Here is a 22,477-nt window from a genome sequence, read left to right on the forward strand (position 1 = left end):
CCGCCAATCCAACGCATCCAACGCATCCAACGCATCCGGTGTAGGCGAGGATGGCTGCCAACCCAACGCATCCGATGACCTCCAATTCCACGCATCCGATGACCGCCAATCCAACGCACCCGATGACCTCCAATTCCACGCATCCGATGCAGTCGAGGATGACCGCCAATCCAACGCATCCGATGACCGCCGATCCAACGCATCCGATGACCGCCGATCCAACGCATCCGATGACCGCCGATCCAACGCATCCGATGACCGCCAATCCAACGCATCCAACGCATCCAACGCATCCGATGTAGTCGAGGAGGACCTCCAATCCGACGCATCCGATGACCGCCGATCCAACGCATCCGATGACCGCCAATCCAACGCATCCAACGCATCCAACACATCCGATGTAGTCGAGGAGGACCTCCAATCCGACGCATCCAACGCATCCAACGCATCCAACACATCCGATGTAGTCGAGGAGGACCTCCAATCCAACGCATCCAACGCATCCGAGGGCTCTCACGTAAGTAGCCGGACTAACTCGCCGCGCCCCAACCAAGAGCAGGACAATGAATCCCTACACTCAAGTGATGGAGAGGAAAGACGAGGTGACCGTCCGTGACAGTCGCCGGAACTCAGTCCGACCTGAAGAAAGGTGGAGCCAGTGATTCCAGAAGGCTGTCCGGGAATCACTACTCGAACCAATTGTCGAAGAGTTCATCAGGGAAAAACAGGAGAAACCTTCTACTGAGTTATAAATGTAACGGCTAAAACTTTAATCTCGATAAAAAGCGGGACTGTTCCGAATAGGCTTTCCTATGGACAGTTTGTATAATGGTGCCTTCCCGTTTTTTACCCGACCGTCAAGATATAATCTAATGAGCCAACGCAAAATACTTGTTACCAGCGCCCTGCCTTATGCCAACGGCCCATTGCATATGGGGCACCTGGTGGAATATATACAGACTGATATCTGGGTTCGTTTCCAGAAGCTGTCTGGGAATCAGTGTACCTACGTCTGCGCTGATGATGCCCACGGCACTGCCATCAGCCTCCATGCCGAAAAACAGGGCATCTCACCGGAAGAGTCAGTTGCCCGGATTAACATTGAGCGGATTCGGGATTTTAGTGAATTCCATGTGGAGTTTGATAACTACTACTCCACCCACTCAGAAGAGAACCGCAAACTTTCTGAAGCCATCTATCTGGCCCTTAAAGAAAAGGGTCATATTGTCAGCCGTAATATCATTCAGGCCTACGACCCGGAAAAGAAACTGTTTCTGGCCGACCGTTACATCAAGGGTGATTGCCCGAAATGTGGTGCCGGAGATCAGTATGGTGATAACTGTGAAGCCTGTGGTGCCACCTACTCACCAGCGGACCTGAAGAATGCCCGATCGGCAATTTCCGGCGCAGCGCCTGTTGAAAAAGAGAGCGAGCACCTCTTCTTTAAACTCTCTGACTTTGATGCCTTCCTGAAGCAATGGACCCGCTCCGGCACCATCTCTGATGAAATTGCCAACAAACTGGCCGAATGGCTGGATGTGGGCCTGCAGGACTGGGATATCTCCCGTGACGCCCCTTACTTCGGCTTTGAAATTCCCGGCGCGCCCGGAAAATATTTCTACGTCTGGCTGGATGCCCCAATCGGCTATATGGCCGCTTTTGAAAACCTCTGCCAGCGCCGTGACGACCTGGACTTTGATGAGTACTGGAATAAAGACAGCCAGTGCGAAGTTCACCACTTTATTGGCAAGGATATCGTCAACTTCCACTGCCTGTTCTGGCCCGCCATGCTGCACGGCGCGAATTATCGCACGCCAACCCGGGTCAATGTTCACGGTTACCTGATGGTGAATGGCGAGAAGATGTCCAAATCCCGGGGTACATTTATCACTGCCCGAACCTATCTGGAACATCTCGACCCTGAATATCTGCGTTATTACTACGCCGCCAAACTGTCCAGCCGTATTGATGACCTGGACCTGAACACCGATGACTTTATCCAGCGGGTCAACTCCGACCTGGTAGGCAAGGTGGTCAACATTGCCAGCCGTAACGCCGGCTTTATCAAGAAACGTTTTGACAGCAAGCTCTCTGGTAATAACATCGCCCCTGAATTAACCGCAAATTTCCAGGCTGCAGCCAACTCTATTGCTGATTACTATGAAGGTCGCGATTTTGGTAAGGCCATGCGTGAAATCATGGCACTGGCCGACAAAGCCAATGCCTGGATTGATGAAGTGAAACCCTGGGTCGTGGCCAAAGAAGAAGGCAGGGATCAGGATTTACACGACATTTGTAGCTCAGGTATCAACCTGTTCCGCCTGCTGATGATCTACCTCAAACCGGTTCTGCCAGCCATGGCCGTTAAAGCAGAAGCATTCCTGAATGTCGCGCCCCTCAATTGGCAGGACAGCCAAACGCTTCTTCTGGATCACAACGTCAATAAGTTTGAACCATTAATGACCCGTATCGAAGCCGATAAAGTCGCGGCTATGATTGAAGCCAGCAAGGAGGTGCTTGCCCAGATGGCATCATCCAACAAGACTGAAACCCCATCCGGAGAGTGGCTGGAGAAAGACCCGGTGGCCGATGAAATCACTTTTGATGATTTTGCCAAAGTGGATCTGCGCATTGCCAGAATCGTCAATGCCGAGTTGGTAGAAGGCGCTGGCAAGTTGTTGCGCCTGACCCTGGACATTGGTGAAGCTGAGCCTCGCAACGTGCTTGCCGGTATCAAATCTGCCTATGCCCCGGAAGCACTGATTGGCAAACATACGGTCATGGTCGCTAATCTGGCACCGCGCAAGATGAAATTCGGCGTCAGTGAAGGCATGGTGCTGGCCGCAGGCCCGGGTGGTAAGGATCTGTGGATTCTGGAACCCCATGAAGGTGCGCAATCTGGAATGAGAGTTATGTAATTCAGTGGGGAATTTTACCCTGTCTGAGTAATCAAACAGGGTAAAACAACAACCTGCAGGATGAGGAATCATGCCCTCGTGTATTACTGAAAGTCAAAAACAGACAGGCCACCGGCCTCCTGAAGTTCAGAGCCAACCTCCTGCCAAAAAAGGCAGATGGGCAAGCCACGATATCAACCATCACCATTCTGACTTTACTTTTACCCCATGCCCTTTGTATGAGGACTGCCCAGCGTCTATTGTATTATCACTGAGACCCATCAAGGATTATGCCGTGGTTACATTGTACAGAGAGAAACCCGGAGATATTCCGAGTTCGTCGGAGCCTGACGAATTCATTCACGCAGACGACGATGAACACGAGCCTGAATTACACCGCAACACACCGCCAGAGGGAGATCATTACCACCTCAAATTCAACGGAGTAAACAGTGAAAAAGTAAATCGATTGGTAGATTATGCCATCAAGAATTATTTACTCGTTGATGAAAAAAAACAAAAACAGACCTATAAAAACTTTCTGGATGCAAGGGATCAATTCAGCCAGGAATTTGACCTTTCTTCCATCCGCTACCCAAACCACGATTTTGCAGAACGAAACAGCACAAATACAGGTTATACCGACAAAACCTCATCCCGGGTCAGATATCGCCACTCACCAGGCCTGAGGGACGAATCCAGGGCAATGACGCCCACCTGCTCCCGATGCAGGCCCACTACTCTGTTACCCAGCGCCGCAAACATACGCTTGACCTGATGGTATTTACCTTCAGTGATGGTCAGCAACACTTCAGAAGGTGTCATCACTTCCAGCAGGGCTGGTCTGGTTAGAGACTTCTCATTTCTCAGCGCAATACCACTGGCAAACTGCTCGATAATGTCCGGAATCTGCGCTTCTGCCAGAGGATCCGCGAGCAGCACACGATAACGTTTACCACAGGCCTTAACCGGTGATGCCTGCCGATGAGACCACTGACCATCATCGGTAATCAACACCAAACCGGTGGTGTCTGCATCCAGGCGACCCGCAATGTGCAATGAGTACGCTTTGGGAATATCCAGCAGAGAAAGCACAGAAGGATAGACCTCATCCACATTGGAGCAGAGGGTCCCTTCTGGCTTATTGAGCATTATATAGCGCAACCCGCGAACCTTAATCGGCTCACCCAGCAAACGGACGTCACAACCTTCCGGCACCTTGAAAGCGCTGTTTTTTACCACAATTCCATCACAGGTGACCTCTCCCCTATGCAAACACTTTTTCCCATTGGCACGGGACAGTTCTGTACTCTCGCTGAGGTATTTATCTAAACGCATGGAGTGATGGCCTGAAAAAATCGGAAGCATAATAGCGTTCGGCTGCCCCCCTGTCATCTTCCCGTAAAAGCGTAAGGTAGAAGACGCATAGAATTTTTTCCCTTTCAGGCATAGAATGCCCCGCTATTTATTGAACTCGCAGCCAATGTTGCCTGTCTCCCACTCCATAACCTTTAATCCCCACGGTTGAGGACTATAACTTTGCTATTTTCTGAACTGGCCCTCCATGAGCGGCTCAACAGAGCCCTGACTGAACTGGGTTTCGAAAAAGCCACGCCAGTTCAGGAGAAAACCCTGCCACTGGCCATGGCCGGTCACGACCTGATGGTCAGTGCCGAAACCGGCAGCGGTAAAACCGCCGCCTTTGTTCTGCCCATGCTCAATCACATGCTCAACCATCCGGCGCCTCAATCAAGCACTCGTGCCTTGATTCTGGTACCAACCCGGGAGCTGGCCCGGCAGGTTTTCCAGGCCTGTGAAACGCTGGCGAAATATACCTACATCAAGGCTGGCCTGATTATGGGCGGGGAAGATTTCCGCCATCAGATCAATACCTTTCGGAAAAATCCGGACATCCTGATCGCCACGCCGGGCCGACTGCTTGAGCACATGGAAAACAACAACCACAACTTCCGCGATCTGGAGTACCTGGTGCTGGACGAAGCAGACCGAATGCTGGACATGGGCTTTGGTGCCGACGTTCTGACCATTACCAATGACTGCCGTAAAGAACGCCAGACGCTGTTATTCTCTGCCACCCTGACCGGTAACCAACTGGGAAAAATGTCGGAAGAAGTGTTGAATGATCCCACCCGGCTGACCCTGAAAACCGCCCGGGATAAACATGAGAATATCCACCAGCAGATGATGCTGGCGGATGATCCGTCTCATAAGGAAAAACTGCTGATCTGGCTTCTGAAAAATGAAACCTACGAGAAGGCACTGATTTTCACCAATACCAAAGTTCAGGCCGATACCTTCATTGGCAAAATTCGGGTCAAAGGACTGAGGGCGGGTGTCTTGCATGGCGACATGGATCAGCGTCAGCGCAAGCATGTAATGCGTTTGCTGGCGGATGGCGCCATCAATATCCTGATTGCCACTGATGTGGCCGCCCGCGGACTCGATCTCAAAGGCGTGCAGCTGGTGATCAATCTGGACATGGCCCGCAACGGCGATGACTATGTGCACCGCATTGGTCGCACCGGACGTGCCGGAGAACAGGGTCTGGCCATTTCCCTGATCGGGCCGGATGAATGGAATCTGATGTCCGGCATCGAACGTTACCTCAAGCTACGGTTTGAAAAACGCACTATCAAAGAACTGATTGGCAGCTACAAAGGCCCTAAAAAGCTGAAAAGCTCTGGCAAAGCCGCCGGTAAGAAAAAATCAGCGGCCAAAAAAAGCGCTGCTAAAAAAGACGCCAATGAAAAGCAGCGTCACCGGGTTAAAAAGAACGTGGGTAAACGCCGTGCATTGACTGACGCCCCCCAGCCTTCGACAACCACCCATGCAACCAAAGCAGCCACTGATTCCGGGTTTGAACCACCCAAGCGCAGGAAGTAACTTTAAATATGAGTAACAACACCCCTTTTTCCGCTCTTGGGCTGGATGAATCCTTGCTTCAGGCTGTCCATGAGGCAGGCTATAAACAGCCAACCCCGATTCAGGCAAAAGCCATCCCTATGGCTATGACCGGTCGGGATATAATGGCATCAGCCCAAACCGGCACCGGAAAAACCGCTGCCTTCACCCTGCCCATTTTGCATCGCCTGTCACAAATGCGTGCCAGTAGCGCCATTCGCGCGCTGGTGCTGGTCCCCACCCGGGAACTGGCCATTCAGGTGCATAAGAGTTTTCTAACTTACGGCGCCCACTCTCCCCTGAAAAGCGTGGTGGTGTTTGGCGGTGTCGATATGGAAGAACAGATAAAGACGCTGAAAGAAGGCGTTGATATTCTGGTGGCCACACCCGGCCGTCTGCTGGATCTGATGGGCAAAAAACATATCGCCCTGGACAGCCTGAGAATTCTGGTGATGGACGAAGCCGATCGTATGCTCGATCTGGGCTTTCAGGAAGATATCGCGCGCATTTTGCAAAAAGCGCCCGTTAAACGACAGAACCTGTTTTTTTCCGCCACCTTCTCCAAAGACGTAAAACAACTGGCCCATGAGTTTCTTCGTCACCCGGTGAAAATCGAGATCGAGAATCCGAACTCGGCGGCCAATACCGTCACTCAATCTTTTTACCCGGTTGACCAGCAGGATAAACCGGAAATTCTCAGCTACCTGATCAATGGTGGTAAGTGGAAGAAAGTGCTGGTGTTTGTCCGCACCAAAAAAGCCGCCAATCGCGTCGCCGAGCTGCTGGAAGAAGATGGCATCGATGCCCAGGCCATTCACAGTGATAAAAGTCAGTATCTGCGTATTCGTACGCTGGAAGACTTTAAGGACAATTACTTTACCGTTCTGGTGGCCACTGATGTCGCTGCCCGTGGCCTGGATATCGAACAGCTGCCATTAGTAGTCAACTATGACCTGCCTAAAATCCCTCAGGATTATATCCACAGAATTGGCCGAACCGGCCGTGCCGGTCAATCTGGCAGAGCCATCTCTCTGGTGAATCCGGAAGAGAAAAAGTTACTGGCCAGCATTGCTCAGCTGATCAACAAACCACTGGAGATTGAACCATTACCTTATATTGAAGAGGGTGAGGTTCGCCCTGCGGATATTACTGAACCGTTCAGCAAAGCGAAAAAGGCCAGGGCAAAACCAGGTTTTAGAAATGGCAAACCTGCAATGAAACCTCATTCCCGTCAGGGGCAAAGCGGCCAGAGACAGGGCAAAGGTGGCCCCGGCAAAAACCACACCGGAAGAACCCGCACCTCTGCCCCCCGTCCAAAAACCACAGGAAGAGGTCGTTAATTATGGAAGATGTAATGGAAGAGCTGCGGGAACGGGCCCTGGATGTCTCTATTCCCCTGGAACTGCCGGATGAAGATCTGCTAGTTGAGGTGGAAGAGCAGATCCTGATTTCCATCCCCTACGAATTCAGGGAGTTTCTGTTGCAGGTCAGTGATGTGATCTACGGCTCCATGGAACCGGTCACGGTGACCGATCCGCACTCCCACACCTACCTGCCCGAAGTTGCGGCTACTGCCTGGGCAGCGGGTTTACCCCGAGAGCTGATTCCCATCTGTGAACATCAGGACAACTACTATGGTGTTTCAGAGGAAGGCGAAGTGGTGCTCTGGGCTGACGGTGAACTGACCGAAGAGAGCTGGCCTTCTGTCTGGCTCTGGGTTCGGGATGTGTGGCTGGAAAGCTGATTGATGGAACCACGAAGATTAGCAAGCACGGCCCCAGTGTACTTTCCTTTTGGCTATGGGCATTTGTGATCTTCGTGGAAATAATAAAAATAGAAACGCTATTCTGTAACTCATTCTAAATCTGAACTTTTACCGGGGCTAGCTGTCCAAAACCAGGTTACCAAGTAACTATTTGCTAAAACCATATAGGTGCTTGATTCCCAAGGGCTACAGAGGAATGGACTTTAGTTCAATATTGCTACAGCCCTTGGTAATAGGGAAAACTGTATGGGATCAGCAAATAGTTACGTTACCAATAATGAACAGTCCTACATTCAAGGGATTATGATTGAGGCCAGTTAAATGCACATCTCCGAATCTTTATATAATCAAGGACTGACGGCTTTTGGGGGTAAATGTGAAGCTCCCTATTCTGGCTCTGGCAATTCAGAAAGTTCTACTAACAAAAGACCAAAGCTTGAAGCTTCTCAGATCCCCTCCACAATCAAGGTAAACACAACCAAAATACAGACTGACAACTCTGGAACTCAGCCAAGTCTCAAAGCTGGCCGTTCTGCTTACAGGAATATTATGGGCATCTTCCCAGAGAAAATATGCAATTATATTCATGTATCAGACGAAAATAAATTACCAGAAGATTCTACTGACAACAAATTTGGTTATGGTTACAGTGCTTTTAATATTAATCGAGATGCCAAGATGCATTCTGGAATTTTATTTAGAGGGGATGGCCGAGCGCCAGAGGATACTGTCATTTCCCGGCTCTCTATATAACAGTGCACCTCAGTTGTTTGTTTTTTGCCGATCAATCTGTCTCTCTGGATAACCGAAAACTGCTTAAGTCCAGGCCATTCATGCTTCGGGTCTATATCATCAATGTACCAAAAATCACGCCATCATTCCCACGGTCCTCCGTGGGAATCAGGTCAAACTATCACAATGAGAATATGCAGAATCACCTCATCAAGTGTCGATTATAAGTGATTTAATATTAAAATAGTTGAGACTGCGGGCACTATGAATACGGAAAACCCATGAAACGAATTCTTATCATCATGGCCATGGAAGCGGAAGCCAGGCCAGTCATTGACCAGCTTGGATTGGCTGCACTTCCGGCCAATCAGCAACTTCAGAGCGGCTTTCCCCGTTTCAGGGGCGAGTTTGAAGGCAAGGAGATCATTATCTCTCTGAATGGAAAATCCAGAGAGTATGGTGTCGACAGGATAGGCACTGAGTATGCGGCACTGAACACTCAGTCCGCTATTATCGAGTTCGCTCCCGATTTAATTATTAATGCGGGAACCTGTGGTGCCTTCTCTGCCGATGCAGAGATTGCCGACATTATCACCACCGACCAGCCCGTGGTTTACCATGACCACAGAGTCCCCCTGAAAGGATTTTCCGAGTTTGCAACCGGCCATCATCCTGCTATTTACCGACCGGAATACTTTCAGGGTGTCGTCCATAAACTGGGGGTTGTGACTACTGGTAACTCGCTGGATATGCCAGTAGTCGATCGACAGGTCATTCAGCAGAACCGGGGAATGGCAAAAGAGATGGAGTGCGCTTCCGTTGCGGCCGTAGCCAGCCTGTATGAAATAGACTTCTTTCCCATCAAATCCGTCACCGACCATATCGACATTGAGCTGAACAATGTCGATCAGTTTCTGGACAATCTCAACCTGGCCAGTATAAAACTCAGTGAAACCCTGATTCAGGTCTTGACCAATATTAAATAATCACCGCATCTTAAAGCCCTTACTCTCCAGAAACGCTCTCATATGAGGGCGTGACTTCTTGCCCAGAAGCGCAGACACTTCCTGAGACCAGACGCGATCCAATTCACCCCCGGTTCTCTCCTGGTAATAGGCCCTCATAGTTTCATCGTATTGCACCATCAACGCTTCGTTTACGGGCTGGTAGTGTTCCTCCATTAATACCGCATCCAACGCCAGCCTTGGCTTACACGCCGGTGCCTGATCCGGATAACCCAGGCAAAGCCCGAAGACCGGATAGACATTCTCCGGCAACGCCAACAACTCACTGACTTGTTGCGGGTCATTCCTCAGGGCTCCGATATAACAGATACCAAGCCCTTCTGACTCAGCCGAAACCACAACATTCTGGGCAAACAGGGCCACATCAACCGTAGAAATAATAAAATGCTCGGTCATCCCGTCAGCCATTGCTTTACCTGAGCGTTCACAACACCAGCCAGAACGATTCAGGTCAGCGCAAAACACCAGAAACTCGGCGGCTTCTTCGATATATTCCTGACCACCTGCCAGTTCGGCCATGGCTCTGCGCGTCTGGGGATTTCGTACCCGAATCACACTGACGCCCTGCAAATTGCTGGAAGTGGCGGCACTCTGCCCGGCTGCTATTAACGCTCTAAGCAGGCTTTCTTCAATAGGCTGTTCAGTAAACTTGCGAATGGAACGGTGTGACTGGAGTTGCTCAATTACGGTTTGGGTCATGATTCAGTTCTTTATCCCCAGGGAATTTTTTTCAATTTTAATGGTCATAGACAACAGGCCAGATGCGATGTTAGTCGGCAGGTTAATCTCATTACCATCCAATATGGGTATATTCAAAGCCTTGGCTTCATACAATGACATCTAAATACCTAACCATATGAAATTATATTTTGATAATTGGAGGTAGCATACTATGTCATTTGGGATACCACCGGGATCGGGTTCATTATTAAATCATGAGACACACCCGATACGGGATCCCCGGCAGGAGGCATCAACTTCTTTCGGGCATACTGTTCAAATTGTTCAAAGGTCAACATCCTGCCCCACTCTTTCTGAGCCGTATAAAGATAATGCTATAGATAATCCAGTCCCTGTACCTAACAGTTATTCCACTGAAAAAATAGCACTATTAAGAGAAAAGTCATCAGAACCTGCTCTCCAATGGTCCCCCCTGTTCAATATGGTAGATATTAAAAGTGCGATGAAAGCAAGACCCACTGAATTAAATTACAATGGTCTTATGATTAGACTTACCAATGTTTATAATGTTGACTTCATCGAACTGAGTGAGCTGCTCCCTCGACACCAATGCCAGAATATCCCCTGCGTTACCGATCCAACAGAACACCGTCTTCTTTCCCGTAAATCTCCTTTTTATCGAGCATATTTTGATAATTATGCCAATTTTCAAAAAGATACCAGTAAATTTTATCTGTTAATAAAAATACTGGAAGCAGAAAGAACTCTGGTAAATCCTGACATCCAGTTACCAGCCTACAGTGGGAGACCGACAGAAAGCCACGCAACAGATCAGGGGTTTTCAAGGGTAAATCCGCTTGTAGCAAAAGCAAAAGCGGTTAGAAGCATCTTTTTTATTGACCTGCTAAACCACTTCGCGACACACAAAAGACGTGATTTCCAGAACTCCCTTTCCCAGTTTATTAACAAGAAAAAAAACAGCGATTTAAAGCAAGATCTTTTAACATTTTTTCCTTTCGTTACTGATCTATGGAAGCTCAGAAAACCCCATAACAAAACCGAAGCTGATCAGTTATTATCAGCAACGATAAATAGACTGCATCTCGCCAAATCCGCCTGATTATGATGAGGCACTGAATAGCCCGACCGATCATGATGATGCACCCTCCCCTGCCTCAGAGAATACCGGAGACCTGGCTTTACTAATAAAAGTCTGGCAAATAACAAAAGAGTTTATTCAAAGTCTGAATAAGCATATGGAGGATTGCCAGAGAAGAGATTTTAAAAAAAAGCTGAATTTGTTTTGCGAGGAAAATGGCTACGCTGGCCTGTCACCTGAGTTTAAAAAAGAGGCCTCTGAGCCGCGTATACCGATCAAGACTGCAGTAAACAGCGGCCTCCCAGCGCCCCGCCAAACAAGACCTTCTGAACCGACGGTACCGAAACAGGCTGTCTCCAAAAAGCCCGATGCACGCAGTTCACCTTATACTCCAGGCAAGCAGACATCATCAATGGTAAAACATTACACGGTTCCGAAAAGAACAAGGCAACACACGCCTGCCTCGCCCACAGGGCAGAATCAGCAAAGTGATCAACCAAAACAGAATGCTCATTCTCGCTGCATCATTGCATAATTTGCACAGCTGCCCACTGCCCAGGAGAAACTGTTTCCGGCCAGAAGAATATCCGGAATAAAAACACGACGGATAGACCTGGATTTTTCATGGGCTCCGGGCTCTGCTAAGCTTCCTCACCTGATCTGGCTCCGGATTTACGCTCCGGCCTGCTGACGAAGGAAAATAAACAGAATGAATGTGACGACTCAAGACGCCCCCATCGTGGTCTGCGCCCTCTATAAATTTGTTACCCTGAAAAACTTCAGGAACCTGCGTGAACCACTACAGAGAACCATGGAAGCCCATCATGTCCGCGGTACTCTGCTGCTCGCTCACGAAGGCATCAACGGAACGGTAGCCGGCACCCGGGAGAGCATTGATGCCCTGCTGGAATGGCTTAATCAGGACACCCGCCTGAGACCCATTGAATATAAAGAATCGTTAAGCGAGTCCATGCCCTTCAAAAGAACCCGGGTAAAACTCAAGAAAGAGATCGTTACCATGGGGATAGAAGGCATTGATCCCAAAAAGGTGGCAGGCACCTACGTGGAACCTGCTGACTGGAATGCCCTGATCAGCGACCCGGACGTTCTGGTGATGGACACCCGTAATGATTATGAAGTTCAGGTTGGCACATTCAAACATGCCATCAACCCGGAAACAGAGTCGTTCCGCCAGTTTCCTGAATACGTCGAAAAAAACCTGAATACGAAGACTCACAAGAAAGTTGCCATGTTTTGCACCGGAGGTATTCGCTGTGAAAAATCCACCGCGTTACTCAGGCAGCAAGGATTTGAAGAGGTATACCATCTGAAAGGCGGTATTCTCAAATATCTGGAAGAAGTCCCTGAGGAGCAGTCACTCTGGGAAGGCGAGTGCTTTGTCTTCGATGATCGGGTTACCGTTAACCACGCTCTTGAACCAGGCTCTTACGATCAATGCAACGCCTGTCGCTTACCAATTACGGCAGCGGACAAGCAAAGTGAAAAGTACCAGCAGGGCGTTAGCTGCCCGCACTGTTTTGATAGACTGACCATCAGACAGAAAGCGCGGTTTAGCGAGCGGGAAAAGCAGATGCAACTGGCAAAAGAGCGAGGCGAAGCTCATATGGGTGCGGAGGTTGCCAGTACGGTAGCCCATCGTCGCCAGACAAAAGAGGAAGAACGTAAAAGGCAGCGACAGGTCAGAGCAGGAAAAGCTAACTGACTGAGCTATGATTCAAGGGTTGATATGAACGGAGAAGTCACCATGGAACTTGAACATCCAGAGTATCTCAACCCTTTTATACTTCTGGGTATTGTTAACGAAAAGCTCAGGCTTACCTGCAATTCGCTGGATCAGCTTTCCGATGAGATGGATATGAGCAAACAGGAGATTGAGCAACAGCTCCATAATATTCGTTTTCATTACCAGCCGGTGAATAACCAGTTTGTTCATGACTGAGTCCTGGAGGCTATCGCAAAGCCATCCGAAAACCTCGTTCACTAGCACCCTGAGGGAATGTTAGCGTAAATCTCTCTTTGCCCGGGTTCCCAAGAATATCATGCTGGTTGCTTCATTTATGGCGGGTTCTGTATGCGTTCCCGCGGGGAACCGTGGGAACGAGTTCAAATACTTATTTTCAGCATCAAGCTAATGACCGGGAGATAGCACACCTAATTTTCTGGGAATTAACAAGTCAAAATGATTCGGTGCCCGGAACATTACGATTGGATTATTTTCCCCAAAACTACCTGATCTTCCATCTTTTGCGCTGCCAATTTCATCAGCGGGAAGATCAAATCTTTGATACATCGTAATTGGAACAAAGTAATCATTGAGAATCCCTATTTCAGCCCTTTGCACATCTACCATGTCTTCTCTTTGAACACGGCAGTAGGCTGCCTTGGTAAGCCCACCTGATTTATTCATTCTTTCCTGCAAATCTGCATTCTTATCAATAATCCCTCCCTCAAACTTTCCGTCAGCTTTAACCCCTATTAATTCATCATCACCCCAAACCTTTCTACAGCACTGATCTTGTTGAGGTATTTTTCCCAGGGGGCGTTTTTCATATTGCAGCAGAGGATCACCACTCTTGCCCACTCCACCGGTATTGGTTAATATTTCCACTGCATTTTCCACCCCAAAGACAGCAAAATCCCTAAAATACATTGCCAGATAATTAGCTTTAGCGTTGTTTGAAAGTATATCCTCAATCGTTTTAAAGTTTGGATCTTCCTTTAACTTTTGCAACACTTCAATTAAATCATTCGTACGATCTACCCCACCCCTTTGTTTAACATCATCCATATACGCATTCTGACTTTTTAAAAAACCAATCGCTTTATCAAACTCCTGACGACGGAGAACATCATGCAACCAACCTGATAAATAGGCCACATAAAAACAGTTTCCTGATCCATACACTCTCTGATAGTAAAAATCCTTATCAAGAGATTCCCCTTGCTGTTTTATGCGTTGAGCATTTTCTGTAGTACCACCTTTAAACTCATTATCCAGAAATTTTTTCACATAAGTAATAGGACTGACTGCTCCATTAATTTCAAAACTTTCTCCTACAGGAACCGGCATATCTTTAAGTTCTTGTTTATTTCCTAACCAGCCTTCTACCTGAACTCTCACTCCAGCAAGATCATTGGGAATCTTTGCAGCTGCATTGCTGAAGCATTCCAGATCAACCTGTGTTTTGTTGAGAAATAATTTAAATGTCTCCAACTGCAAATTGGGCATATCGTTTTTTAGCTGGTCATGTATTTGTTTTATCTGGGTTTCATTTCGAAAATATCCCAGTCCTACTTTTCGACGGGTTCCTGCCGGTACTGGCGCAGGAGTGCCCTGACCACGCCCGGTACCTGTCGATAGCGGCTTGTCTGATAACATCCCGCCCATGACCGGTGCAAAACTTGCCGATCCTGCCTCAGGTCGAGCTTCAGCTGATACAGCAACATCATGACGATGGGCATAAAAATAGCCTGCAGTCGCCAGCCCGCCAACCAGGGCCACGACCCCTGCTGCGATGGCAACCGCATAAAACCCGACAGCAATGGACGCTACCACAGCACCCACGGCCAGCACTCCGATACCCACAGCAATAGCTCTTACCTTGCGTGACCGGGTCCAGTGCACTTTACCGACATGATCAGCATCTGAGCGCTGATGCGCTTTACCAATAGGCTGTCCGTTAGAAATACTGCCAACATATCCGGATATCTGCGCCATGGGTTCAACCTCCCTGATAATATTCATTTAATGCAAGAACAGTGCTTGCTCCATAATTGCGCCTTACTGAACAAATCTGATAATTCCTTTACCAAATCCAATAAAGTGCCTGAGGATACCAGCCTGTTTTTCTTTATTAGAATGATCGTTATCATCACATTATTTACTGGTAAACACTCTAACAAGCCGGTTAGGCATACTTAACATCTACGATGTATCTTTTCTCGCTGGCCACAGGCATTATTTTTTTACTGAAAAATACTGCCTTGTACTGTTTTCGGATTATAAAAGAACAGAAATTCCGGAATACAATATGTTCAGACGATGATAATCAAAATACCGGAGCCATTTTTTCTCCGTGTGCAACAGAAGAATAATATGAATACCAAGAAGCTCTACCTGATATTCAATATCGCAATCTGGACGCCATGGGGATTGGCCTGCACGCTGGCCCCTTTTCTCATCACTGAAATTATTGGCGTCAAAAGTATCAATCCCAGTGGAGAAACCGATATGCGGGCTATGTATGGAGGCTTTCAACTGGCAATGGGGCTGATGGCCATTCATGCTTTTTATAACCCACGCTTTTTTAAATCCTTTGTCTATGCCCTGGGGGTCATTGGCTCATGCCTCGCCCTGAGCCGAACCTATGGCCTGTTTATGGATAGCAGCTTTACCGCGTACACCTTCGGGGTGCTTGGCTATGAAGCGTTTGCAGGAATTTCCGGGCTGTTATGGCTTGGCAAGCTTTCTGATCAGGCTTCTGACCACAATAAAAGTCCTGCATCATGACATTGAATACTGTTTTGACCCTCTGCCTGACACTTCTGGTATTGGGTAGCTCAACCGGAATACAGGCCCGTATCTCTGATCCGGTTGATGGCCCCTTTCAACTCTCCGCCCGGTCGCCAATCGATGAAGCGTTTGAAAGCGTAACCAGTGGAAATAACCGTCAAGACGCTGCTGTCGACTGGCAAAACCAGATGCCTGAAGGGTTTCAGGCAAAACGAAATGCATCTTACCCATGGGCCACCACGACCTTTGATGACCGGGAAGTCTGGGTTGGCACCATATCCCAGGGATGGTGTGTCTGGCCTATCCAGAATCTGGATTACCCTTTTTATCTCAGTACCTACCAGAGCAAATACACCGGCTGCTCGCCACAAAGTGTTCTGACCAGTAATTCCCATATCTACATATACAACTTCGAAACAGGCACTCGTGAGCTGGTTAATGAACAGACATTGACGTCTGGTGGCGAACGGTTCAAAAAGGCCCTTCAGCCCCATGATGAAATGTCATTTTTTTCCATCATGGGTTTGCGTGCTGCCGGAACCTATAAGGATCTGGTGTTCTTCGCAGGACATCACCTGCATAAGGATGGGGAGGGCTGGATCAGGCTACTGGTATTTAATGCCAGAGAACGCTCATTCCTTGGCTACCGGGATATCAGGGGAGATACCACTCGACGATTCAAGGCGCTCAAAGACGCTGAGGGAAACACTGGCTTTTACACCATTATTGGTGCTGAGACCGGTATGACCCAGAATGGTAACGGACCGACCGTGATGCTTCGCTGGGTTGGCACGCCGGAAGCGCCTTTCACGGGAGGTAACTATCGCGAAACTCTGGATGGTGAGGGTGCAGGCTGGGATGTGGTTTCCGTACCCCGGCTGAATCATCGTTTTGGCATGATCGGTGATTTCATCCAGTTTACTCATATTGACGGCAGTGAACGTCTGATTATGTCATCCGCTGCTCACCCCTTGCTGTATGACCCGGAAACAGGAGAGAGGGACAGCAACCGGAACGAATCAGTCATGCTGCTCTCAGACAAAATGCCTGTGGGCGGGTGGACCCCGGACAACCCAATGGGATTTCAAACCATTTTCAGCATGGACCGCTATGACCCGGATGAGAAAGGCCGGTGGGGTGCCAAATGGGGAACCGCCAGCATCCACAATAACGCCCTGTATTTTGGCACATACCATCAGGGCACACAGGCAGGACACAGCCATTTCAAAATAGCGGATAAAAAACGCTATAAACAGCTCACAGAGACCCGTCAAAAAGAGCAACTTTTCTTACAAAACCAGTGGCGTGCAAGCTCTGTCTTTCGTATTCCTCTTAAGCAACTTGAGGAAATGGCCTCAGGTATAACCGAGCCCGAACTGCTTTATGGTTACGAGCGTTTTAAGGTGGCCAATGAAGAAGGCGACTGGGAGAGCAGGCCCAACAAAATGGGTGTGAAGCCTCTCTTTGGCAAAGCCGGAATGGGCAACCCGGGGAATATCTACTCCTGGACTTCACTCAGTAAAGATGGCCGGCTATTCTGGGGGTTTTTTGATGCCTTCTCCGGCGTTCATGACCTGCTTGCTGAAGCAGACTCCAGTCGACTGTTGCTCTATCCGGGCTTTTCTATTCCAGTTCCATTCTGGGAATACTTTCGGGATACCAGCCCGACACACAGCCTCTACAACTGGGTCAAAGCTGAAATGAGTAATGATGGAATGCTCGATGAGTTTGTCGCCGGAGGTGATCTGATATTTTTTGATCGCGACGGTAATCCGAACAGCCTCACCAGCAACGGCTTTGGTAACCCCTGCGTGAACGGTATAAGGAATGCCGAGGAGCTTAATGGCAGGGTTTATTTTGCAACATCAACCTGGTGCAACTTATCGGATAGGGCCGGTCTTGAATTTTATGAATTCAAGCCTGAGTTAATCAGGCCATAATTCTTCTGATGGCAGTATGCCTTATGCAAAATACTGCCAGACCAGCTTCACGGATAAAGTCCCTCCCCGCACCGCATGAACCAGCAAAGTCGAGAACCCCAACGTCATTAAAGGCAGCAGGGGATGCTTTTCTTCCTGCAGGAAATACCAGCCACCGCCAACAATACAAATCGCCACAATCATCTGCCGGGCATCGATAGGCTCACCGGAAACCACTTCCATAAAAATAGCAAGGCAACCAATCACATTGGCAATCAACCAGATGGGTGAAAGCATACCGATACTGCCCAACAAGGGGAACTTGATCAGTGCACCACCAGTCCACGCTTTCGGCTGCAGGTCAGAGGAAAGATGGAAGGCTGTCCCCAACGCCAACCCCCCGGCAATGGGAGCAAAACCTGTGACCCAAAACAGTAATGCGGGTAGACAGGAGTGCGTAACCGCTGAACGATGAGATATACCCGGGGTCAACAAGTCCAGATCAGGCAGTCGGATGCCGGCAATCAATCCGGAAAGAAAAAACAGAATCTCTTCCATGAAGGACATAGCGGGCCAGAATGGGCAAAATTTTCTGGCGGCCAGAACCATACCCGCCAACAGACAGGCCATTAGCGGAGGACCATACAACTTCATAGATCAGAAAATGGCTTAATGACTTTGAGGGACGGACTATAACCGCTTTAGACGGGCAAAGACCAGCCAGAGCTAGAGCCAGCGCCTGACTGAATGCTTATAACTTGTAAAATTCTCACCAAACAGCGCCTCAAGGGCTTTCTCTTCAGGCATTATTTGAAAGCGCGTCATGTAAAGGGCGAAACACGGAACCAGCAACAGTGCCAGGATATTGGTCAGCCACACCCCCCAGCCCAGCAGAAAAATAACAAACCCGAGATACATGGGGTTTCTCGTATATTGATAAATTCCACCAGTCACCAGCGACGAAGCCGCTTCCGGATTGACCGGATTAACCGTGGTTTTCTGTCGTCTGAAGCTGATTACTCCGGCCAGGGCAACCATAAATGCCAGAGATGAACACGCCAGAAACACGGCCATTCTGATGTCCCGGCTCAGATCAAAACCCAATGGCGCAAACTTTCCGGCAAGCCGCATGGCGACACCAAACAGCAATACCTGTAATAGTGGAGGAACTTTTAACTCAAGGCTCTTCACAAAACTTCCTTATTTAGACTTATTTATCCAGCAATTGTACCCAGAATAGCGTCACATCTCTCAGCATTTTATCCCACTATTTGCTTTCAATCCTACGCAGGTAATACACTCCACCCCATTATTTTCTGCATTAGCGTTGACCACTGATGACTTATAAACTCAACGACAAACAGTTCGAGTCAATCCAGAAGCTGCCCGACCATGAACGTTATGACTACTTTCTGAAAAAAGTGGCTGACTGGGAAGAGATCTGGAGCCTTCATAGCCCTGATGGCTGGGTGGAACTGTCATCCAGTGATGGTGAAGAGTGCCTGCCGGTCTGGCCCCACCCGGATTTTGCCAAAGCCTGGGCCGTGGATGACTGGTCTGACTGTCAACCCAAAGTCATTACCCTGGAAGTGTGGCTGGAGCGCTGGACTCCCGGTCTGGAGAGAGATAACACCCTGCTGGCCGTTTTCCCGGTTAATGAGGAAGAAGAAGGCATCGTGGTGACACCCTCTGAGCTTCAGGAATCCCTGCTCGGTGAGTTGGCACGGGGATAAGGGAAGCCGCATTTTAAAAGATACCAGCCCATTTTCGCCACGGAGACACAAAGGCACGGAGAAGAGCTTTTTTAGGGAAGTGGCATTGTAGAAAGTACCAGCCCTCCGTCATTCTCGCGAAGGCGGGAATCTACCACGCAGTGGATCCCCGTCTTCGCGGGGATGACGGTGGTATATTCTTAATTGCGGGTTCCCTAAAAGCTTTTCTTTTCTCTGTGTCTCCGTGCCTCCGTGGCAAAAAAAGGTATATTCTGGTTTCCCACTTCCCTAAGCTGCCAAAACGCCCGGGGTGAAATCAATGGGCCATATTCTGGCCTTTGATTTCATCCATGGCATGAGCAAGCACCGTTTTCTTCTCACCATTGCTGAAGGTGATGGTAACAGGCACCTGACTGTCAGCTGCTATAGGACTTTTAAGCCCCATCAGCATCACATGGTAACTGCCCGGTTTCAGCTCCACCTCATCCCCCGCTTTGATTTGCAGGTTATCCACACGACGCATCTTCATCATGCCATTGTTCATGTCTGTGGTATGGAGTTCGGTTTTCATGGCCAACGGACTTTCCAGTGACTGGATCTGAACTGGCTTATGAGTACCGTTTCGAATCGTCATATAAGCCGCTGATGAAGACATTCCCGGCTTTGTTGCACGGGCACTGGCATTAAGCAGCTGCAACCCTGATTCTGCATTAGATAGAGAATGTGCCTGTTCTTTTTGTGCGGCACTGACCCCATGGGCAGAGAGCATTATCATCACCGCCATTATGCCATGCATCAGCGATCGCCATGTCCCTCTCGTTTTCGTGCTCGCTTTCATGCTCACCACTCTGCTTAACATCATGAACTCCACTAATCACTGGAAGGTTATGAGAGAAAGTTTCTCCAAAATCCATAATAAACGACAGACTACTGCTTATCTGTCTCCAGGGTATCAAGCTCAAAAAGAACCCGGTGAATGGCTTCCCGGGTTTCAATTTTCGCTCTGGCTACCCAGACCATTTTGGTATCTGCAGTACAGAAAGTGATACTGCCGGTGCCAGTATACCTTTCAGGGCCCGAACTCTGTCCTGACTGTTTTTTCAGGCTGAAAGGCATCAGACCCATGGGCATATTCCGCCCAACAAACTCCATGGTGACCTTTTCCGCAATCAACCCGGACAGCTCAACGGTAATATCCAATGGCTGACCTGTCGGCATCGTCGATGGCAGAATATTAAGACTGACCAGGCCCTCTCCAACCCTGGACTGGCACCCTTTTATGATGTTGCAATAACTGGTTGTCTGAAACTCCGGCTTATTGGCCGACCCCGTATCATTATTCAGATAACGTGATGCATAAAAGACCAAGATTAAAGCCAGTAAAAGTAAAGCAGAAAGAAGTAGCTGCGTTGAATACTTTGGTAATTTTTTCATCATTATTATAATCGATATTAACGGTCAGGTCGGTATTATAGGCCTTTTACAGATAGATAACAGAAGCACCTTTTACCATAGTGCCACCTTTGGAGGACAATTAACCTATGGAGCCAGTCAGCACTTATCCAGCCCTGTTTGATAGCCATTGCCATCTTAACTTTCCTGTTTTCGATCAGGACCGGGAGCAGGTATTAGCCAGCGCGGCTGCCTCTGGAGTGACTGCCATCTGTATTCCGGCCACAAAATTTTCTGAATGGCCGTCGCTCATTACTGAATCAGCAAAGCTTGCAAAAGAAAGGCCGCTCAATCTGGTTATTGCCCTGGGTCTACACCCCTGGTTTCTTTCTGAACACACCCATGATCATCTGATTGCATTGGATCAATTGCTGCAACAGCAACCACCTTCTGTGGTCGCCATCGGGGAAACCGGCCTGGATTTTTTTGATCGCACCATTTCTGCTCAACAAAAAACCATACAGATTGAACTATTCACCGGCCATGTGGAACTTGCCTGCCGGCATCAATTACCACTGATTATTCACAGTCGGAAAAGTCACGATGATGTTTTGAAAGTATTGCGAACATTCAAACCTGAACGGGGTGGCATTATTCACGCCTTCTCAGGCAGTGAACAGCAGGCACAGCAATACCTGAACCTTGGTTTTAAGCTGGGGTTTGGTGGCGGCATTACCTACCCAAGAGCCACGAAAACACGACATCTGGCAGCTATTATGCCCATGGACAGTATTGTTCTCGAAACCGACGCTCCGGATATGCCACTGAACGGTTTCCAGGGGGAAAGGAATAAGCCGGGAAGAGTGAAACTCGTTGCAGAGTGTCTGGCAGAACTGAGAGGAGAATCATTGATGGAGGTGGCAGAGTCCACTTCTCAAAATTGCAGAGAACTTTTCAGACTATGAAGGTGTCGCAAAAAGGAGAATTAACACCCAACCGTCATCCCCGCGCAGAAGGCTGTCGCAAAAGGTAGCCTGGAACGATCCCGGCGTAGGTCGGTTCGCTTGCGAGCCGACTCGTGACCCAACCGCCGTACACCACTCAACGCCGGAGTTGTCGATGGTAAAGACCGTCGGCTCCCCTGAACGGGGAACCGACCTACACGGATCCGGAACAAGTTTCTGGGTTTTGCGACACCCTCGCAGGCGGGGATCCGTGGCTCGCGATGGATTCCCACCTGCGCGGGAAGACGGCAGTGGTAGAAACCGGTATTTAAGACCTTTTGCGACACCCTCCTTCACGGGAATGACGGAAGTGCTATAAATCGTCATTTAAGATATTTTGTGACCATCTCCTGTAAAGCTCAGGCTTCAGCTTCCAGAAGCTTGTTCTGGCCGATATTAATTTTTCTCGGCTTCATCGCCTCTGGAATTTCACATTCCAGGTCAATGTGCGGCAGACCATTATCCATGGCCGCTCCGGTTACCCGGACACAATCTGCAAGCCGGAAACGGCGTTCAAAATCAGACTCAACATTACTCTGGCAACCCTGATACATATATTTACGACTATTGTCGTTCTGAATTCTTCCTCTGTTCAATCAAAAAACTTTCACGGGCATCTACTTCCAGCCCATCTTCAGAAAAGCCAGCTACCAACTAAGGAATTGTCCTGAAATAAATTATCCATTTGCCAGTAGATAGAGGCTCTTGGGGAATAGTATTGTAAACAATTCAGGGGGTGCTCTCCGCTGTCATTGTGTACAGGCAACTGCATGAATGCAGGAGGTAGAGTAATGC

At 48.8% G+C, this 22,477-nt stretch carries 23 protein-coding genes; 14 read left to right on the plus strand and 9 right to left on the minus strand.

Annotation, left to right across the window (positions count from 1 at the left end; translation table 11 throughout):
• Positions 1-50 precede the first annotated feature (50 nt).
• Together RM811_RS20005 and metG are read left to right on the plus strand one after the other, a co-directional pair.
• Entirely contained in the window at positions 51-302 is a 252-nt protein-coding gene (locus tag RM811_RS20005) for a hypothetical protein (protein ID WP_402527645.1), read from the plus strand.
• Positions 303-872: 570 nt separating this feature from the next.
• Positions 873-2,918 (plus strand): methionine--tRNA ligase, encoded by a 2,046-nt coding sequence (metG, locus tag RM811_RS20010; RefSeq protein WP_402527646.1) that lies wholly within the window; start codon positions 873-875, stop codon positions 2,916-2,918.
• Between the two features lie 615 nt (positions 2,919-3,533).
• On the opposite strand, the gene rsuA is transcribed toward metG, so the two are convergent.
• Positions 3,534-4,235, minus strand: a complete 702-nt coding sequence (gene rsuA, locus RM811_RS20015) for a 16S rRNA pseudouridine(516) synthase RsuA (protein ID WP_402527647.1) — start codon at positions 4,233-4,235, stop codon at positions 3,534-3,536.
• 201 nt (positions 4,236-4,436) lie between these two features.
• Here rsuA and RM811_RS20020 point away from each other — a divergent pair, with 201 nt between their 5' ends.
• The 5 genes from RM811_RS20020 (at position 4,437) to RM811_RS20040 (ending at position 9,302) form a co-directional block, all read left to right on the plus strand.
• Complete coding sequence (locus RM811_RS20020; protein ID WP_402527648.1) at positions 4,437-5,801, plus strand: DEAD/DEAH box helicase; 1,365 nt, start codon at positions 4,437-4,439, stop codon at positions 5,799-5,801.
• An 8-nt stretch (positions 5,802-5,809) separates the two neighbouring features.
• The gene (locus tag RM811_RS20025; protein WP_402527649.1) at positions 5,810-7,159 is read left to right on the plus strand and encodes a DEAD/DEAH box helicase; all 1,350 of its coding nucleotides are present in this window, start codon (positions 5,810-5,812) and stop codon (positions 7,157-7,159) included.
• Positions 7,160-7,161: 2 nt separating this feature from the next.
• The gene (locus RM811_RS20030; protein ID WP_402527650.1) at positions 7,162-7,563 is read left to right on the plus strand and encodes an SMI1/KNR4 family protein; all 402 of its coding nucleotides are present in this window, start codon (positions 7,162-7,164) and stop codon (positions 7,561-7,563) included.
• Between the two features lie 342 nt (positions 7,564-7,905).
• Positions 7,906-8,337 (plus strand): hypothetical protein, encoded by a 432-nt coding sequence (locus RM811_RS20035; protein ID WP_402527651.1) that lies wholly within the window; start codon positions 7,906-7,908, stop codon positions 8,335-8,337.
• Positions 8,338-8,597: 260 nt separating this feature from the next.
• Positions 8,598-9,302, plus strand: a complete 705-nt coding sequence (locus RM811_RS20040) for a hypothetical protein (protein ID WP_402527653.1) — start codon at positions 8,598-8,600, stop codon at positions 9,300-9,302.
• Here RM811_RS20040 and nfsA read toward each other — a convergent pair whose 3' ends face one another.
• Together nfsA and RM811_RS20050 are read right to left on the minus strand one after the other, a co-directional pair.
• Complete coding sequence (nfsA, locus tag RM811_RS20045) at positions 9,303-10,040, minus strand: oxygen-insensitive NADPH nitroreductase (protein ID WP_402527655.1); 738 nt, start codon at positions 10,038-10,040, stop codon at positions 9,303-9,305. It lies immediately after the preceding gene.
• Between the two features lie 3 nt (positions 10,041-10,043).
• Positions 10,044-10,181, minus strand: coding sequence for a hypothetical protein (locus RM811_RS20050; RefSeq protein ID WP_402527657.1), 138 nt, complete (start codon positions 10,179-10,181; stop codon positions 10,044-10,046).
• A 52-nt stretch (positions 10,182-10,233) separates the two neighbouring features.
• Here RM811_RS20050 and RM811_RS20055 point away from each other — a divergent pair, with 52 nt between their 5' ends.
• From RM811_RS20055 to RM811_RS20065, 3 genes are all read left to right on the plus strand, one after another.
• The gene (locus RM811_RS20055) at positions 10,234-11,142 is read left to right on the plus strand and encodes a hypothetical protein (RefSeq protein ID WP_402527658.1); all 909 of its coding nucleotides are present in this window, start codon (positions 10,234-10,236) and stop codon (positions 11,140-11,142) included.
• Between the two features lie 688 nt (positions 11,143-11,830).
• Positions 11,831-12,844 carry a rhodanese-related sulfurtransferase gene (locus RM811_RS20060; RefSeq protein ID WP_402527659.1) on the plus strand — a complete coding sequence of 338 codons (1,014 nt, stop codon included), beginning with the start codon at positions 11,831-11,833 and terminating at the stop codon, positions 12,842-12,844.
• Positions 12,845-12,868: 24 nt separating this feature from the next.
• Positions 12,869-13,081 carry a DUF4250 domain-containing protein gene (locus tag RM811_RS20065; RefSeq protein WP_402527661.1) on the plus strand — a complete coding sequence of 71 codons (213 nt, stop codon included), beginning with the start codon at positions 12,869-12,871 and terminating at the stop codon, positions 13,079-13,081.
• Positions 13,082-13,270: 189 nt separating this feature from the next.
• Here the strand turns inward: RM811_RS20065 and RM811_RS20070 are convergent, their stop codons facing one another.
• Positions 13,271-14,860 carry a hypothetical protein gene (locus RM811_RS20070; RefSeq protein WP_402527662.1) on the minus strand — a complete coding sequence of 530 codons (1,590 nt, stop codon included), beginning with the start codon at positions 14,858-14,860 and terminating at the stop codon, positions 13,271-13,273.
• Positions 14,861-15,238: 378 nt separating this feature from the next.
• On the opposite strand from RM811_RS20070, the gene RM811_RS20075 reads away from it, so the two are divergent.
• Both RM811_RS20075 and RM811_RS20080 read left to right on the plus strand, forming a co-directional pair.
• Positions 15,239-15,652 (plus strand): DUF4345 family protein, encoded by a 414-nt coding sequence (locus tag RM811_RS20075; protein WP_402527663.1) that lies wholly within the window; start codon positions 15,239-15,241, stop codon positions 15,650-15,652.
• Positions 15,649-17,595, plus strand: a complete 1,947-nt coding sequence (locus RM811_RS20080) for a hypothetical protein (RefSeq protein WP_402527664.1) — start codon at positions 15,649-15,651, stop codon at positions 17,593-17,595. The genes RM811_RS20075 and RM811_RS20080 overlap by 4 nt, the downstream gene beginning before the upstream one ends.
• Positions 17,596-17,616: 21 nt before the next feature.
• Here the strand turns inward: RM811_RS20080 and RM811_RS20085 are convergent, their stop codons facing one another.
• Both RM811_RS20085 and RM811_RS20090 read right to left on the minus strand, forming a co-directional pair.
• Positions 17,617-18,204, minus strand: a complete 588-nt coding sequence (locus tag RM811_RS20085) for a hypothetical protein (protein WP_402527666.1) — start codon at positions 18,202-18,204, stop codon at positions 17,617-17,619.
• A gap of 96 nt (positions 18,205-18,300) precedes the next feature.
• Positions 18,301-18,765 (minus strand): methyltransferase family protein, encoded by a 465-nt coding sequence (locus RM811_RS20090; protein WP_402527667.1) that lies wholly within the window; start codon positions 18,763-18,765, stop codon positions 18,301-18,303.
• 146 nt (positions 18,766-18,911) lie between these two features.
• Between RM811_RS20090 and RM811_RS20095 the strand changes: the two genes are divergently transcribed.
• Complete coding sequence (locus RM811_RS20095; RefSeq protein ID WP_402527668.1) at positions 18,912-19,307, plus strand: DUF2750 domain-containing protein; 396 nt, start codon at positions 18,912-18,914, stop codon at positions 19,305-19,307.
• A gap of 295 nt (positions 19,308-19,602) precedes the next feature.
• Here the strand turns inward: RM811_RS20095 and RM811_RS20100 are convergent, their stop codons facing one another.
• Entirely contained in the window at positions 19,603-20,082 is a 480-nt protein-coding gene (locus tag RM811_RS20100; protein ID WP_402527669.1) for a copper chaperone PCu(A)C, read from the minus strand.
• A gap of 131 nt (positions 20,083-20,213) precedes the next feature.
• Complete coding sequence (locus tag RM811_RS20105) at positions 20,214-20,654, minus strand: hypothetical protein (protein ID WP_402527671.1); 441 nt, start codon at positions 20,652-20,654, stop codon at positions 20,214-20,216.
• 173 nt (positions 20,655-20,827) lie between these two features.
• On the opposite strand from RM811_RS20105, the gene RM811_RS20110 reads away from it, so the two are divergent.
• The gene (locus RM811_RS20110; protein WP_402527672.1) at positions 20,828-21,643 is read left to right on the plus strand and encodes a TatD family hydrolase; all 816 of its coding nucleotides are present in this window, start codon (positions 20,828-20,830) and stop codon (positions 21,641-21,643) included.
• A 398-nt stretch (positions 21,644-22,041) separates the two neighbouring features.
• Here RM811_RS20110 and RM811_RS20115 read toward each other — a convergent pair whose 3' ends face one another.
• On the minus strand, positions 22,042-22,278 hold the full coding sequence (locus RM811_RS20115; RefSeq protein WP_402527673.1) for a hypothetical protein: 237 nt from the start codon (positions 22,276-22,278) through the stop codon (positions 22,042-22,044).
• Positions 22,279-22,477: the final 199 nt, after the last annotated feature.

It is taken from the genome of Endozoicomonas sp. (assembly GCF_031844845.1).
Classification (GTDB): Bacteria; Pseudomonadota; Gammaproteobacteria; order Pseudomonadales; family Endozoicomonadaceae; genus Endozoicomonas.

What these genes read in the sequence shown, in the direction of transcription:
- RM811_RS20005 (WP_402527645.1), top strand. Translation starts at nt 51, where the DNA reads ATGGCTGCCAACCCAACGCATCCGATGACCTCCAATTCCACGCATCCG.
- metG (WP_402527646.1), top strand. Translation starts at nt 873, where the DNA reads ATGAGCCAACGCAAAATACTTGTTACCAGCGCCCTGCCTTATGCCAAC.
- rsuA (WP_402527647.1), bottom strand. Translation starts at nt 4,235, where the DNA reads ATGCGTTTAGATAAATACCTCAGCGAGAGTACAGAACTGTCCCGTGCC.
- RM811_RS20025 (WP_402527649.1), top strand. Translation starts at nt 5,810, where the DNA reads ATGAGTAACAACACCCCTTTTTCCGCTCTTGGGCTGGATGAATCCTTG.
- RM811_RS20030 (WP_402527650.1), top strand. Translation starts at nt 7,162, where the DNA reads ATGGAAGATGTAATGGAAGAGCTGCGGGAACGGGCCCTGGATGTCTCT.
- RM811_RS20035 (WP_402527651.1), top strand. Translation starts at nt 7,906, where the DNA reads ATGCACATCTCCGAATCTTTATATAATCAAGGACTGACGGCTTTTGGG.
- RM811_RS20040 (WP_402527653.1), top strand. Translation starts at nt 8,598, where the DNA reads ATGAAACGAATTCTTATCATCATGGCCATGGAAGCGGAAGCCAGGCCA.
- nfsA (WP_402527655.1), bottom strand. Translation starts at nt 10,040, where the DNA reads ATGACCCAAACCGTAATTGAGCAACTCCAGTCACACCGTTCCATTCGC.
- RM811_RS20050 (WP_402527657.1), bottom strand. Translation starts at nt 10,181, where the DNA reads ATGTCATTGTATGAAGCCAAGGCTTTGAATATACCCATATTGGATGGT.
- RM811_RS20055 (WP_402527658.1), top strand. Translation starts at nt 10,234, where the DNA reads ATGTCATTTGGGATACCACCGGGATCGGGTTCATTATTAAATCATGAG.
- RM811_RS20060 (WP_402527659.1), top strand. Translation starts at nt 11,831, where the DNA reads ATGAATGTGACGACTCAAGACGCCCCCATCGTGGTCTGCGCCCTCTAT.
- RM811_RS20065 (WP_402527661.1), top strand. Translation starts at nt 12,869, where the DNA reads ATGAACGGAGAAGTCACCATGGAACTTGAACATCCAGAGTATCTCAAC.
- RM811_RS20070 (WP_402527662.1), bottom strand. Translation starts at nt 14,860, where the DNA reads ATGGCGCAGATATCCGGATATGTTGGCAGTATTTCTAACGGACAGCCT.
- RM811_RS20075 (WP_402527663.1), top strand. Translation starts at nt 15,239, where the DNA reads ATGAATACCAAGAAGCTCTACCTGATATTCAATATCGCAATCTGGACG.
- RM811_RS20080 (WP_402527664.1), top strand. Translation starts at nt 15,649, where the DNA reads ATGACATTGAATACTGTTTTGACCCTCTGCCTGACACTTCTGGTATTG.
- RM811_RS20085 (WP_402527666.1), bottom strand. Translation starts at nt 18,204, where the DNA reads ATGGCCTGTCTGTTGGCGGGTATGGTTCTGGCCGCCAGAAAATTTTGC.
- RM811_RS20095 (WP_402527668.1), top strand. Translation starts at nt 18,912, where the DNA reads ATGACTTATAAACTCAACGACAAACAGTTCGAGTCAATCCAGAAGCTG.
- RM811_RS20100 (WP_402527669.1), bottom strand. Translation starts at nt 20,082, where the DNA reads ATGCATGGCATAATGGCGGTGATGATAATGCTCTCTGCCCATGGGGTC.
- RM811_RS20110 (WP_402527672.1), top strand. Translation starts at nt 20,828, where the DNA reads ATGGAGCCAGTCAGCACTTATCCAGCCCTGTTTGATAGCCATTGCCAT.